The organism is Pseudomonas sp. MONT-RG-20F-20-E-7-02, assembly GCF_022662395.1.
Classification (GTDB): domain Bacteria; phylum Pseudomonadota; class Gammaproteobacteria; order Pseudomonadales; family Pseudomonadaceae; genus Aquipseudomonas.
On the sequence record NZ_JAKNQN010000005.1, the window covers coordinates 179,452 to 193,634 of the forward strand.

Annotated in this window: 12 protein-coding genes and 1 tRNA gene; 8 read left to right on the forward strand and 5 right to left on the reverse strand. The window is 59.0% G+C overall.

Annotated features, from left to right (window positions below):
* Positions 1–31 precede the first annotated feature (31 nt).
* Positions 32–1,114 carry a dTDP-glucose 4,6-dehydratase gene (gene rfbB, locus L8I05_RS16520; RefSeq protein ID WP_177017232.1) on the reverse strand — a complete coding sequence of 361 codons (1,083 nt, stop codon included), beginning with the start codon at positions 1,112–1,114 and terminating at the stop codon, positions 32–34.
* Positions 1,115–1,266: 152 nt separating this feature from the next.
* Between rfbB and L8I05_RS16525 the strand changes: the two genes are divergently transcribed.
* The 3 genes from L8I05_RS16525 (at position 1,267) to L8I05_RS16535 (ending at position 5,848) form a co-directional block, all read left to right on the forward strand.
* Positions 1,267–4,170 carry an aminotransferase gene (locus tag L8I05_RS16525; RefSeq protein ID WP_242170272.1) on the forward strand — a complete coding sequence of 968 codons (2,904 nt, stop codon included), beginning with the start codon at positions 1,267–1,269 and terminating at the stop codon, positions 4,168–4,170.
* A 121-nt stretch (positions 4,171–4,291) separates the two neighbouring features.
* The gene (gene aguA, locus L8I05_RS16530) at positions 4,292–5,398 is read left to right on the forward strand and encodes an agmatine deiminase (RefSeq protein ID WP_242170274.1); all 1,107 of its coding nucleotides are present in this window, start codon (positions 4,292–4,294) and stop codon (positions 5,396–5,398) included.
* Positions 5,399–5,632: 234 nt separating this feature from the next.
* Positions 5,633–5,848, forward strand: a complete 216-nt coding sequence (locus L8I05_RS16535) for a hypothetical protein (protein ID WP_197625977.1) — start codon at positions 5,633–5,635, stop codon at positions 5,846–5,848.
* A 68-nt stretch (positions 5,849–5,916) separates the two neighbouring features.
* Here L8I05_RS16535 and L8I05_RS16540 read toward each other — a convergent pair whose 3' ends face one another.
* Positions 5,917–8,004 carry a TonB-dependent siderophore receptor gene (locus tag L8I05_RS16540; protein ID WP_242170276.1) on the reverse strand — a complete coding sequence of 696 codons (2,088 nt, stop codon included), beginning with the start codon at positions 8,002–8,004 and terminating at the stop codon, positions 5,917–5,919.
* 411 nt (positions 8,005–8,415) lie between these two features.
* On the opposite strand from L8I05_RS16540, the gene L8I05_RS16545 reads away from it, so the two are divergent.
* The 5 genes from L8I05_RS16545 (at position 8,416) to L8I05_RS16565 (ending at position 12,563) form a co-directional block, all read left to right on the forward strand.
* The gene (locus L8I05_RS16545; RefSeq protein ID WP_242170281.1) at positions 8,416–9,702 is read left to right on the forward strand and encodes an OprD family porin; all 1,287 of its coding nucleotides are present in this window, start codon (positions 8,416–8,418) and stop codon (positions 9,700–9,702) included.
* 142 nt (positions 9,703–9,844) lie between these two features.
* Entirely contained in the window at positions 9,845–10,753 is a 909-nt protein-coding gene (locus tag L8I05_RS16550; protein ID WP_242170282.1) for a DUF4238 domain-containing protein, read from the forward strand.
* A 205-nt stretch (positions 10,754–10,958) separates the two neighbouring features.
* Positions 10,959–11,174, forward strand: a complete 216-nt coding sequence (locus L8I05_RS16555) for a 4-oxalocrotonate tautomerase family protein (RefSeq protein WP_197625970.1) — start codon at positions 10,959–10,961, stop codon at positions 11,172–11,174.
* Positions 11,171–11,821: a DsbA family oxidoreductase gene (locus L8I05_RS16560; RefSeq protein ID WP_242170285.1), complete on the forward strand. Its 651-nt coding sequence runs from the start codon at positions 11,171–11,173 to the stop codon at positions 11,819–11,821. The genes L8I05_RS16555 and L8I05_RS16560 overlap by 4 nt, the downstream gene beginning before the upstream one ends.
* Positions 11,822–11,852: 31 nt before the next feature.
* Positions 11,853–12,563: an SDR family oxidoreductase gene (locus tag L8I05_RS16565; protein WP_242170288.1), complete on the forward strand. Its 711-nt coding sequence runs from the start codon at positions 11,853–11,855 to the stop codon at positions 12,561–12,563.
* A gap of 114 nt (positions 12,564–12,677) precedes the next feature.
* Here L8I05_RS16565 and L8I05_RS16570 read toward each other — a convergent pair whose 3' ends face one another.
* The 3 genes from L8I05_RS16570 to L8I05_RS16580 form a co-directional block, all read right to left on the reverse strand.
* Entirely contained in the window at positions 12,678–12,962 is a 285-nt protein-coding gene (locus L8I05_RS16570; RefSeq protein ID WP_242170290.1) for a DUF3077 domain-containing protein, read from the reverse strand.
* 390 nt (positions 12,963–13,352) lie between these two features.
* Positions 13,353–13,428: transfer RNA gene (locus L8I05_RS16575), tRNA-Thr, on the reverse strand.
* A gap of 126 nt (positions 13,429–13,554) precedes the next feature.
* Positions 13,555–13,788 (reverse strand): DUF2790 domain-containing protein, encoded by a 234-nt coding sequence (locus L8I05_RS16580; RefSeq protein WP_242170293.1) that lies wholly within the window; start codon positions 13,786–13,788, stop codon positions 13,555–13,557.
* Positions 13,789–14,183: the final 395 nt, after the last annotated feature.

Here is a 14,183-nt window from a genome sequence, read left to right on the forward strand (position 1 = left end):
GCGCCTGTGGGGACAGGCGCATTATGCCTGATTAGGCGATCAGGTCCTTGGGCTCGGTGTTGCCCAAGCGTTCACCCTGGTAGCTGCCGTCCTGGACCCGGCGGCACCAGTCGAGGTTGTCGAGATACCACTGCACGGTTTTGCGCAGGCCGGTTTCGAAGGTTTCTTCCGGCACCCAGCCGAGTTCGCGTTCGATCTTGCTCGCATCGATCGCATAGCGCTGGTCGTGGCCCGGGCGGTCCTTGACGAAGGTGATCAGGTCCGTGAATTTTTCTACGCCCGCCGGGCGTTGCGGCGCCAGCTCTTCGAGCAGGCCACAAATGCCACGCACCACGTCGATATTCTTCTGCTCGTTGTGGCCGCCGATGTTGTAGGTCTCGCCCACCACACCTTCAGTCACAACCTTTAGCAGGGCGCGGGCATGATCTTCGACGAACAGCCAGTCGCGCACCTGCAAACCATCACCGTAGACCGGCAGTGGCTTGCCCGCGAGGGCGTTGAGGATGACCAGCGGGATCAGCTTCTCAGGGAAGTGAAACGGCCCGTAGTTGTTCGAGCAGTTGGTCAACAGCACCGGCAGGCCATAGGTGCGCTGCCAGGCGCGTACCAGGTGGTCGGACGCCGCTTTGCTGGCCGAATACGGCGAGCTGGGCGCGTACGGCGTGGTTTCGGTGAACAGGTCGTCCACGCCGTGCAGGTCGCCGTAGACCTCATCGGTGGAGATGTGGTGGAAGCGGAATGCGCTTTTGGCCGGCTCGTCGAGCTTGTGCCAATAGGCGCGGGCGGCTTCCAGCAAGCTGTAGGTGCCGACGATGTTGGTCTGGATAAAATCCGACGGGCCGTCAATGGAGCGGTCGACATGCGACTCGGCAGCCAAATGCATGATCGCCTGCGGCTCAAAGCGCGCGAGCACGGCGCTGACGGTGGCCTGGTCGATGATATCGGCCTGCACGAACTCATAGCGGCTATTGGACGCGATGCTGGTCAGCGACTCCAGGTTGCCAGCGTAGGTGAGTTTGTCCAGGTTGAGCACTTCGTGCTCAGTGTGTTGAATCAGGTGGCGGATCAGGGCAGAGCCGATAAACCCGGCACCACCGGTGATGAGAATGCGCATGTCGAGGGGCCTTTTCCTTAGACGGACACTGGGCGAATGAAGCATAGCTTGAGTTGTGAAGTGGGCCGGTGCAAGCGTGGGATGCGCGAGGGGTTGATTAACGGCCCTGAACAATGGCGATATAGACGCCTGAAAAAGCAGAGGTCGCCACAATGTTGCTCGCCACATTGATCCATCGTGCCAGTTTGCCTTGCCCACAGGTGAGTGCGGCTCAAGCTGCGCAGCTACTCGAGCAACATTACGGGCTGACGGGCGCGCTGCTGTCGCTGGGCAGCCAGCAGGACCTCAACTACCGAGTCGACAGCGAGCGCGGCCGGTTCGTGCTGAAAATCTGCCGGGGTGACTATGCAGCCGTTGAGCTGCACGCCCAGCACGCCGCCCTGCATGACCTGCAAGCGCACGTGCGCGTGCCCAAGGTGGTGCGCGCGCTGAGCGGTGAAGATCTGTTGACGGTCACCGTCGATAATCAAGTGTTACATCTGCGGGTGCTGGACTACATCGACGGCCAGCCCCTGACTCACCTGCCACACCTGGGCCGCGATGTGATCGCAGGTTTTGGTGAGCTGTGCGGGCAAGTCAGCCATGCACTCGCGCGTTTCCAGCACCCGGGCCTGGAGCGCACGCTGCAATGGGACCCGCGCCACGCTCACGAGCTGATCACGCATTTGCTGGCCACCCTGGAGAACCTGCCCCACCGCGAGGTCATCGAGCGCGCGGCCAGGCAGGTCGATGCGCGCATTCGGCCCGTGGCCGAGCAGCTGCCTTGGCAAGCCGTGCACATGGACATCACCGATGACAATGTGGTGTGGCAGCGCGATGCCCAGCGGCATTGGCAGGTCCAGGGCGTGATTGATTTCGGCGATCTGGTGCACACCTGGCGCATTGCCGACCTGTCGGTGACCTGCGCGGCGCTGTTGCACCATGCTGACGGCGACCCCTTTGCGATTTTGCCGGCGATCCAGGCCTTTCACGCGGTGACGCCGCTGCAACGCGACGAGCTGCTAGTGCTGTGGCCGTTAATCGTCGCCCGCGCGGCAGTGCTGGTGCTGAGCAGCGAGCAACAGCAACGGCTCGACCCGGATAACACCTACTTATTGAAAAACGCCGAGCACGAGTGGGAAATCTTCCATGTGGCGACCTCGGTGCCGATCGAGTTGATGGAAGCGGCGATTCTGCGTTGCGTCGGTGAGGCCCTGTCGCCGATGGCCAGCCAGGAGTTCGCGCCCTTACTGCCGGGCCTGGTGGGGCGCGAATTTGCGCTGATTGACCTGGGCGTGCTCAGCCCGCATTTCGAGGCCGGCAACTGGGAGCAACCTGGCATCGACCGGCGCCTGCTGGATGAAGCGGCGGCGGTGCACGGTTTGGCGGCCAGCCGATATGGGCAATATCGGCTGTCACGTACCCGTGCCGACACGGCCGTCGAACCCGACACGTTGCCCCTGCACGTGGAATTGCATCTGCCCCATGGCACCGTGCTGGAAGCGCCCTTTGGCGGGACGTTACGCCAGGGCGTAGATGGTTTGCTGTGCGTGCAGGATGCCCCGTTGAGCCTGCGTTTCTGGGGCGTCACCACTACGTTGAAGCCGGGCGCAGTGCTGGTCAAAGGGCAAATCCTCGGCGAAGTGCATGGGCCGCTTACCGTGCAGCTTTGCCGCGCCGACCTTGAACCGCCGCTGTTCTGCACACCGACCCGGGCACACGCATGGCAGGCCCTCTGCCCATCGCCAGCGACGCTGTTGGGGCTGGCCTGTGATGCAGAACCCGAGCTGGACCCCGAGGCGCTGCTGGCTCGGCGCGACGCCAGCTTCGCCCGCTCACAGAAGCACTATTACGTTGACCCGCCGCGCATCGAACGCGGCTGGCGCAATCACCTGATCGACATGCAGGGCCGCTCTTACCTGGACATGCTCAACAACGTGGCTGTGCTGGGCCACGGCCACCCGCGCATGGCGGCGGTGGCGGCGCGGCAGTGGTCGCTGCTCAACACCAACTCGCGCTTTCACTACGCGGCGATTGCCGAGTTTTCCGAACGGCTGCTGGCGTTGGCGCCGGAGGGCATGGACCGGGTGTTCCTGGTCAACAGCGGCACCGAGGCCAATGACTTGGCGATCCGACTGGCGTGGGCCTACAGCGGCGGGCGCGACATGCTCAGCGTGCTGGAGGCCTATCACGGCTGGTCGGTGGCGGCGGATGCGGTTTCCACCTCGATTGCCGATAACCCACAGGCACTGAGCAGTCGCCCGGAGTGGGTGCACCCGGTGACCGCGCCGAATACCTATCGTGGTGAGTTCCGTGGCCAGGACAGTGCGCCGGACTACGTGCGAAGCGTGGAACACAACCTGGCGAAAATTGCCGCCAGTAAGCGCCAATTGGCGGGTTTTATCTGCGAACCGGTGTACGGCAATGCCGGCGGCATCTCCCTGCCGCCGGGCTATTTGCAGCAAGTCTATGGCTTGGTGCGCGCCCAGGGCGGCGTGTGCATTGCCGATGAAGTGCAGGTGGGTTATGGCCGCATGGGGCATTTCTTCTGGGGCTTTGAAGAACAAGGCGTGGTGCCGGACATCATCACCATGGCCAAAGGCATGGGCAACGGCCAGCCGTTGGGCGCGGTGATCACCCGGCGCGACATCGCCGAGGCGCTGGAGGCCGAGGGCTATTTCTTCTCGTCATCAGGCGGCAGCCCGGTCAGTTGCCGGATCGGCATGGCCGTGCTCGATGTGATGGCGGAAGAAAAGCTGTGGGAAAACGCCCAAGTAGTGGGCGGGCATTTCAAGGCGCGCCTGGAGGCCCTGATTGATCGTCACCCGTTGGTGGGCGCTGTGCATGGTTCCGGGTTTTATTTGGGCCTGGAATTGGTGCGCGATCGGCAGACGTTGGAGCCTGCCACAGCAGAAACCGCGCTGTTGTGTGACCGCTTGCGCGAGCTGGGGATTTTTATGCAGCCGACCGGCGACTACCTCAACATCCTGAAGATCAAGCCGCCGATGGTCACCACCAAACGCAGCGTGGATTTCTTTGTCGACATGCTGTCGAAGGTGTTGGATGAGCACTTATGATTAGTCGATTGTTATCGGCTATAAACTGTCATATTTGTAATTCATGATATTTTATTGCTGTTAAAGCCGATTTTTATCCGTTATAAAGTCGGCCTTCACCCCATTCGGAGTCCTGAACGCCATGACCACCTTGCACAGCACACCCCGCGCCGATGGCTTCTACATGCCTGCCGAATGGGCGCCACAAACGCAAACCTGGATGATCTGGCCCGAGCGCCCCGACAACTGGCGCCTGGGTGGCAAGCCGGCGCAGGCCGCCCATGTGGCGGTGGCCAAGGCCATTGCGCGGTTTGAACCGGTGACCGTCGCGGTGTCTGCCGGGCAGTACGAAAACGCCCGTGCGCGCCTGGATGTGCCCAATATCCGCGTGGTGGAAATGTCCAACGACGACGCCTGGGTGCGCGACACCGGCCCAACCTTCGTGATCAACAACAGCGGCGAAGTGCGCGGCGTGAACTGGGATTTCAACGCCTGGGGCGGCTTTGACGGTGGCCTGTACGCACCGTGGAACCGTGACTCGCAGGTGGGTGGCAAGATCCTCGAGATCGAACGCGCCCCGCGCTATCGCACCGAAGGTTTTGTGCTGGAAGGCGGTTCGATCCATGTCGACGGCGAAGGCACGCTGATCACCACTGAAGAGTGCCTGTTGAACCGCAATCGCAACCCGCACCTGGATCGCGCGGCCATCGAAGCGGTGCTCCGCGATAACCTGGCTGTGGATAAGATCGTCTGGCTGCCGGACGGCCTGTTCAACGACGAAACCGACGGCCATGTGGATAACTTCTGCTGCTACGTGCGCCCAGGTGAAGTGTTGCTGGCCTGGACCGATGACCCGCAAGACCCGAACTACGCGCGCTGCCACGCCGCCATGGACGTGCTGCAAAGCAGCACTGACGCCCAGGGCCGCGCATTCACGGTGCATAAAATGCCGATCCCGGGGCCGCTGTACGCCACCGAGGAAGAGTGCGCCGGTGTTGAACCGGTGGACGGCAGCCAGGAGCGTAACCCGAGCGTGCGGCTGGCCGGTTCCTATGTGAACTTCCTGATCGTCAACGGCGGCATCATTGCCCCCAGCTTCGACGACCCGCTGGACAGCCAGGCCAAGCAAATCCTGCAGAACCTGTTCCCGCAGCACGAAGTGGTGATGGTGCCGGGGCGTGAACTGTTACTGGGCGGCGGCAATATCCATTGCCTGACCCAACAACAGCCGGCCCCGCACAAAAACTGAGTGCAGTTGTAACAGCGTTTGAGCGATACCTGAGCGCTACCTGTTTATAGCGCGCATAGCAAGCCCGCGGCCCCGCACGGTCGCGGGCTTTTTTGTGTCCGAAAGCCTATAAACACGGGAGATTGGCATAGCTCTTGTATCGGTGTTGCCACAGTAACCCAAGGTGATGACTGCACAGTTCTGTCACAAACCTTGAGTAAGTTAGCCGCTCACGCAGTAGGAGAGAGCGCTGAAATGAATGCCGATATCAACCTGATCTACACGCGCCCGTTCCACCCCACGCGGGTCAATGGTGATGCGATCCATGCGCTGGCGCTCTGGTTGAAGGCAAACGGCTCGCGGCAGGTGAGGCAACAGCCTGACCTGCGCAGTGTGATGAGTGAACGTTACCCGGCGGGGTTGTTCAGTGAGGATGAAGTGCGCGCGTTGTGTGAGTTGATGAAAACCTGAAGCACACTGGGATTTAAATGTGGGAGCTGCATGTGGCAAGCCTGCTCCACAGTTAGATAGTGATCACCTTAGAAACTGTAGGTGCCCGTCACCACCAAACTGCGCGGCTCGCCCGGCTGGATCTGCGCCACACTGGTTGCCGACTCGTAATAGTGTTTGTCGGCGATGTTGTTCAGCGCCGCGCGTATATCCCACTCTTTCTGGCGGAACCCGGCCAATGCATCCCAGCGGCCATAACCCGGCAGCACCACGGTGTTGAGGCTGTCGGCATAACGGTCGCCCACCAACGTCAAACCGGTTTCCGCGTACCAGCCCATCTCCGGTTTCCAGGTGATAAACAGGCTGCCATTGCGCTTGGCCACATCGCTGACGCGCTTGCCTTCAAAGCCGTTGTTGTCCTTCTCGACCTTGGCATCCTGCAGGCCGATGCCGCCGCGCACATACCAATTGCCGACGATTTTGCCGGTCGCCGTCAGCTCCACACCGCGTGAGCGCTGAAGCCCGCTGAGCAGGGTGATGGTGCGGTCCAGCGGGTCGCTGGTGCGGCGGTTATAAAGCTCAAGCTCGTAAACGGCGAGGGTGGTGCTCAGGCGATCCTCGAGCCAGTCGCTTTTCACGCCGATTTCTTTCTGGCGAGTCAGCTCGGGGCTGAGGTCGTTGACGCTGCCCGCGGCATTCGGCGTGATGCCGATCAGGCCGCCGCCTGCCGGCGAGAAGGTTTTGCTCCACGAGGCATAGAACGAGTGATGTTCCAGTGGCGTCCACACCAGGCCGACGCGCGGGCTGGTGCTGCGGCTTTCGACGTCTTGCTGGGTGTTGAGCACCTTGCTGGTGGTGTCCACTTCAAAGTGGTCATAACGCAGGCCGGCCAACAGTTGCCATTGATCGTTGAGGCGCAATTGGTCCTGCACGTACACCGCGCGACTTTCGACTTCAGTGTGGTTGTAACTGGAAAGGCTCATGCGCCCGGTGTGGCTCAGGTGGCGATTGGGCTGGTTGAGGTCCAGGCTCGGCACGGCCTGGCCGCCGCGGTTGACGGCGGTGGCGGTGTACAGCTTCGGGTCGCGGCGCTGACTGCCCAGTTCAAGGCCGGTGAGCAGACGGTGTTCCAGGCCGAAGGTGTCGAAACCACCTTCCAGCTCAAGGTTGTTGAAGACGTTGCGGGTGGTCAGGTCTTGCTGCCAGCGCTGGCGCGTGACCTTGTTGGTTCTGGCGTCATAGCCGGTCTGGTAAGTGTTATCGAAATCGCTGTCGAGCTTGAACACGCCGAGGGTGTGGCGCAGTTGCCAGTTGTCGTTGAGTTCATAGGCGAGCTTGGAGCGCAGCGACTGGGATTTGTCGTCGATGTAGTCGCGGCTGTCGAAATAGGTGGTGCTGCGGCTCACGTCTGCCGGGCGCCCGTTGACGCCGGGAATGCCACGGTCCGGTGTGCGGTTGTAGCCGCTGTATTCGTATTGCACCAACAAATTCAGGTCGGGCGTGAGCTGCCAGCTCATCGACGGCGCAAACAGTTTGCGGTTGCCGCTGACGCCATCGCGAAAGCTGTTGCTGTCTTCGTTGCCCATGTTCAGGCGCAGGCTGATGGTGTCGGTGGGGTCGGTGCTGAGGTCGGCATACAGGCTGCGCAGGTCATTGCTGCCGCCTTGGGCTTCGATGCTGGATTTATGGCCTGCGGTGGGCAATTTGCTCACGCGGTTGACGATGCCGCCTTGGCCGCCGCGCCCGTACAACACCGCCGCCGGGCCTTTGAGCACTTCGATGCGCTCGATGTTATGCAGGTCGCGCACGTACTGGCTGTCGTCGCGAATGCCATCCAGGTAGAAGTCGTTGCTGGCGTCGAAACCACGGATGCGCAGGCTGTCGAAGCGGGTATCGGCACCGCTGCTTACGTTGGGAATACCGCTGAGTGCCTGGCCCAGGTCGTTGGTGCCGTAAGAGCGCAGGCTTTCGGTTTTTACCGAATCAATCGCCTGGGGCACATAACGCACCGAAGTGGCGGTGCGGGTGGCGGTGTTGGTCTCTTTGACGCGTGGGTCGTCTTCGTCAACTTCGGTGCTGATCGACGTTGTCGGCAAGACCGTGGCGGCGCAGGCAAAACCAGCAGACAGCAGAACAGAAAGCCCAAGGGTGATGGGCGTCAGACGAGGGGCAGGCATGGGTGAATGTATCCAAAAATGTTAGGAGGGAAAAAGCGCGCCAATGGTAATGCTTTGCATTTGCGCGCGTTATGTATTCCCAAACATGTAGGATGTGGAAAGTGTTACACGATGTGTTTTCTTGATGAGTCGGAGGATTTTTCAGGCTGGCGTGAAGGCTCTGGAATGCCTGGCTTAGAATTTTTTTGACTAAATACAGACGATTCACGAAATTGACACATAGTTCAACCCGCGCATAGGATTGCGCCCAACGCCTGTGGCTAACCGCCATGACTCATCCAATAAAAAAAGGCCTGCGGCAGTTCAGTCGTCCGCAGGCCTTCTTTTTTCTGGAAAAAGTCGACACCAGAAAAGCAACACGGAGCCTGGTGTCACAGCGCGTACTCAACCAGTAATAAGGAATATAAAAAAATGTTGAAACAACGGATGAGTCTGATCGCTCTGGGGATTTTGAGCGCATCGACAGTCATGGCCAACGACCAGGAGCAATCCAAGGGTTTCGTTGATGACAGCCACCTGAACATCGCCGCACGTAACGCCTACATCAGCCGCGACTACAAAAACGGCAAGCAGGACAAAGCTGAATGGGGCCAAGGCTTCATCGGCAAGTTCGAATCCGGCTTCACCCAAGGCACCGTGGGTGTGGGTGTGGATGTGATCGGCCAATACGCTATCCGTCTGGACGGTGGTAAAGGTCGCAGCGGCGCTGGCGGTATCGACTTCTTCAAGCAAGGCGACAGCGGCGCAGCAGCCGACGACCTGTCCAAGGGCGGCGCAGCCGTCAAGGCACGCATCTCTAACACCGTGATCAAATACGGTCAGCAGATGCCCGCCGTGCCTGTTCTGCAATACGACAACTCGCGCCTGCTGTCGGAAACCTACGAGGGCACCTCGATCGTTTCCAAAGAAATCGCCGGTCTGCAACTGGACGCCGGTCACTTCACCAAGGAAGCACGCAAGAGTACCGAGGGCAGCGACAGCGGCGGCCTGAAAAGCATCAACTACCTGGGTGGTAGCTACAAATTCACCGAAAGCCTGTCGGCCGCGCTGTATGCCTCCGACATGCAAGACGTGCTGAAGAAGCAATACGTCAACGTCAACTACGTGCTGGCCCTGCCAGAGAAGCAATCGTTGACCTTTGACTTCAATGGCTACAAAACCAAGCTGGACCGCAGCTTCGCCCTGGAAAACCAAGGTGATGCGGACGCCCGCGACAACAAAATCTGGAGCCTGGGCGCTACCTGGGCTGTCGGCCCGCACAGCTTCACCATTGCTCACCAGCGCAGCACCGGCGACACCGGCTACCTGTACGGCGGCTACCGCAACGCTGGCGGCATCGGCGACGGCGGCAACACCATCCTGTTGGCCAACTCCTACTGGTCCGACTTCAACGGTAAGGACGAGCGCTCCTGGCAAGCAGGCTACGGCCTGGACTTCAGCGCCTTCGGCGTGCCTGGCCTGACCTACAACATCGCCTACGTGCGCGGCACCAACATTGACGACGGCTCCAACCGCGGCAGTGGCACCGAGCGTGAAATCTTCAACCAGTTCAAATACGTCGTTCAGAGCGGCCCAGCCAAAGACCTGAGCCTGCGCGCTCGTGCGTCCTGGTTGCGCGTCTCCAACAACGCCAGCGACTACAACGTAGGCGGTAACGAAGTCCGTCTGTTCGCCGACTACCCGATCAACGTTTTCTAATTGATTCGGTGTCGCGCTTCAACCTGACCACAGGTTGAAAAAAAGCCCCGTAGCCTTTGGCTCCGGGGTTTTTTTTTACTGAAAAATGAGACAAATGTTCGTATGGTTAACCGGCTTTTATGGCCCTCAGGGATGTTTCACAGTGAAAAATAATCTTACCAAGAACCAGCATTACGTCCCGCGGGTTTACCTGCGTGGATGGACCCCTCAAGGGTGGGCTCGTGACGCTGAGACGGGTCGTCAAGTAATGGCGCATTTCCTGGAACAACAGAGCTCCGAACCGCGTAATTCAAAATCTATTTTGCACGCGAAATGGTTCTACGAAGAAAACCCGAGCCAGCCAGATAACTACATAGAAAATATGTTTGGCGAGCATGAGGCTTCGTGGAGCAAAGTCATGTCTTTCACTACTTTTGTTGCTGACAATGCTAGGACGGACTACCGCAAGACACCCTCAACCCGAGAAACTGAAGAACAATACGTCTGCAGGACCTTGGTGAGCATGCTGTGCACGCTGCCTCGCTATGCCGACAGTATTAAAAACTTTGCCTGCATCTCATATTTCAGGACGCCGTCGGCATTGAGGCAGAAAAGAGCCGAGCTGAATCATCCGCAAGGGCCGGGAGGCACGATTGAGCTTGATCTAAGTGCTTTCGAGTTCGCGTCCCAAGCCATGTCTTCTTCATTGAGGGAGCGCTTTGCGGGCTTGAATATTTTGTTGTTAGTGGCAAGCGAGAGCAGCTTTGTAACCAGCGACAGGCCGTGCTTCGACCTTGATCTGGCACAGAGTGAAAGCGCGCCACTGCTGGGGTACGACATTGGTCGACTGGAGACGGTAGTGGGCTATTTTCCGCTATCGGCGAGGTTTGCTGTCTTGTTTGTTCCCAAAGTCTTGAAAACCGATACGCAAACGCTCAATACGCCCGCTATCAGAGTGTTGAGCCTGCCTGAGCGCGCCGTGCGGGAGTTCAACCAGTTAACCGTCCGTATGGCCAGCGAGATTGTTGTATCGACTCATGATTTTACGTCTATCGAACAAATAGTGGCCTGACCCGTCGGCGCTCTCGCCCTTTTGGTCGTGCTGGTCTCGTTGGAGGCTGAAAGGGCGGGCGTGAATAACCAGCGTTCGGGTTTATTCATTACACCGCATCACTAATGAAGTACTTCAGCCTACCTTTATCCCCTCCTGGCGCACGCCTAAATTAGCCCCACTTGCCAGCCCATCACCCCGATGGTCGGCCACTGGAGCCACTGCCATGCCCTTTGTCAGCCTGCGCATCACCCGTGACGGCGTTACCCCGGAGCAAAAAGCCCAGGTCATTGCCGAGTTCACCGAAACCCTCGAACGCGTCCTCAACAAACGCCCGGACTTGACCCACATCGTCATCGAAGAAGTCGACACCGATAACTGGGGTTACGCCGGTATTACCACCACTCAATACCGCAAACAGCTCGCGGAGAAACCGTCATGAGCGCGCCCGTCACCATCGACTTCGTCTCCGACGTGGTCTGCCCGTGGTGCGCCCTTGGCGCGACCGCGCTGGAACAAGCCATCGCCAACCTGGCGGGCGAAGTGAAGGTTGAGCTGACCTTCAAACCCTTCGAACTCAACCCCAACATGCCGGCCGAGGGCGAAAACGCCGTCGCCCACATGATGCGCAAATACGGGCGCAGCGCTGAAGAAGTCGCCAGCGGCAAAAGAATGCTGATGGAGCGCGGCGAAGCCATCGGCTTCACCTTCGACCTGGAAAAACGCAGCCACTTCTACAACACCTTCGATGCACACCGGTTGTTGTTTTGGGCGTTGCAACAAGGCCGGCAAATCGAGCTGAAAAGGGCGCTGCTGCGCGGTTTTTTCACCGAAGGCCAGAACGTCAGCGACCACGAAACCCTGGCGCGTTTAGCAGCAGAAGCAGGGCTGGAAATCGAAGGCGCCCGCCAGGTGCTGGGCTCTGCCGCCTACGCCGATGAAGTGCGTGAGCTGGAGGCGTTCTACCGCGAGCACGGCATCAATTCAGTGCCGGCCATGGTTCTGAATGGCCGCCAGTTGGTCTCCGGGTCGCAATCCGTCAGTGACTACGAACACATGCTGCGGGAAATGTCCGCAGCGGCTGCTTGAACCATCCCATTTTCTAGATAGAGGTTTCATCATGAGCAATTCGAAAAAAGTCGTTGTGATTACCGGCGCATCCCAAGGCCTCGGCGCGGCTGCGGTGAAGGCTTACCGTGAGCTGGATTACCGTGTGGTTGCCACCTCGCGGTCGATCAAACCGTCGACGGATCCGGACATTCTCACCGTGGCCGGTGACATCGCCGACCCCGCCACCGCCGAGCGTGTGATCCGCGAAGGCGTGGCGCGTTTTGGCCGCATCGACAGCCTGATCAACAACGCGGGCATCTTCGTCGCCAAACCCTTCACCAGCTACACCCACGAAGACTACGTAAACGTGCTGGCCGTGAACCTCAATGGGTTCTTCTACATCACCCAATTGGCGATAACCGAGATGCTCAAACAAGGCGCCGGGCACATCGTCAACATCACCACCAGCCTGGTCGACCACGCGATTGACGGCGTGCCGTCGGTGCTGGCTTCGCTGACCAAAGGCGGGCTGAACTCGGCGACCAAATCCCTGGCAATTGAATACGCCAAACGCGGCATTCGGGTGAACGCGGTGAGCCCAGGGATTATCAAGACGCCGATGCACGGCGAAGAAACCCACGCGGCATTAGGCAGCCTGCACCCGGTCGGGCATATGGGCGAAGCGAGCGATATTGCCCAGGCAATTATCTACCTGGAGAACGCCGGGTTTGTGACCGGCGAGATTCTCCACGTAGACGGCGGGCAAAGCGCCGGGCACTGATCAAAAAACGCCCCGGCCTGTCCAGGCCGTGGCGCTCCATCAACTACCTATCCGATTACCTGTGGGAGCCGGGCTTGCCCGCGATAGCGCCCGCCCGGTCACCTCATTCACATCTTATTGCTCAGCATTGCAGGGCGACGCCAACACCTTCACCGCATCATCAATCACCGCCTTTACCATCTCCTGCAAATAATGCGACGCCCAGGCATAACGGTCCGTCTCCTTCGTCATCGCGGCATCTTCTGCGAGCTGCTTGGCGACGTGGAGCAAATCGGAAACGTGGTTCAGGGCTTCGAGCAGGGGGACGCCACTGTTCACGCGGAACAGAGGTTGGTCGGAGTGAAAGGAGAAAGGGGTGACGCCGAGGGTGGTTAACGCGGGGGGATTTGTAGCGGTCATTGGTGAGACTCCCATATCGAGTGAGAGCTACCACGTTCGTTGTTTCAACGAATGCGTGGCGCTTTTAGCGCCTGCATCAAAAGCGGGTTCTCAGGCCCGGTCGCTGCATTGGCAGGGACGGAGTGGAGGTTAGCGTGGCGGTGAGAGGGGAGCAATCAGGGAAATGGATTGGTTGTTTTTTGGCCTATCCAAGCGGCACGGATTGGCTGCGGATGAAAATATTTGTTTTATGGAAACGCCATAATTATTGCCCAGCCATAATTTTGCATAAAGGCTGAAGTGCGGGCGGAAACAGCGGAGGGGCTGCAGCCGTCTATTTCATAGACTGACCTGGGTTGAAACCCCAGAAACAACAAAGCCCTCACATTGCTGTGAGGGCTTTGTCTTATATGGTGCCGGCACCAGGAGTCGAACCCGGGACCTACTGATTACAAGTCAGTTGCTCTACCAACTGAGCTATACCGGCGTGTTAGGGCGACGATTATAGCGATTGGCAAGCTTCTGTAAACCCCTGAATTCTGACTATTTTTGCAGAAGTGAAGGTTTTTTTGCGAACTCGGCTTTTTCGTCGTCTCGGGCACCGCAAATCAGCTCAATTCCCGTCGCCGCAGTCGTAGGTGAATTTCATGTAGTTCAGCACCTGCGTCTGGCCCTTCGAATTCAGGTACGTCATCTGTGCATTCACTACGCCGCAGCCTGAGCGGGCGTCTTCGGTGGTCGACAGCACGCGATGAATGTCCGGCTTGTGGCCGTTGTCGGCATGTGCGGTGAACGTGAGGGCAAGCAGGCTGGCGGCGATGAGGGTTTTCCAGTTATTCGGGTTCATGGTGGTGGCCTCTGAGGCTTCAATAGTGGGGTGAGGTCATTGAATGCCTGGGAGGTATCTGGGCTGTGTCGCGGGGCAGGGGTTTTGTCTCGTTATGTACGGCGTGCAGTTATCTGTACTTGCTGATACGAAGCGGCCTCGCTGTCGGAAGCGCATTACCCAAAATTGGTTAATAAACGTACAGAAATCGGTTAATGCATTGTTTTGAAAGTAGATATTTACCCATAGGAGATAGGCCATAAAATTGGCGCCATGCCGCTCATCTGAAAGCATTTCGATACAAACACCAAAATACTGACACCATCATCGTGATATCACACAATGCGGCCCTCATTTAATCAGCGGTTCAACAGGGAGGAGCAGTCAGTGGGGCGTGCAGATCACATTTCAAAACT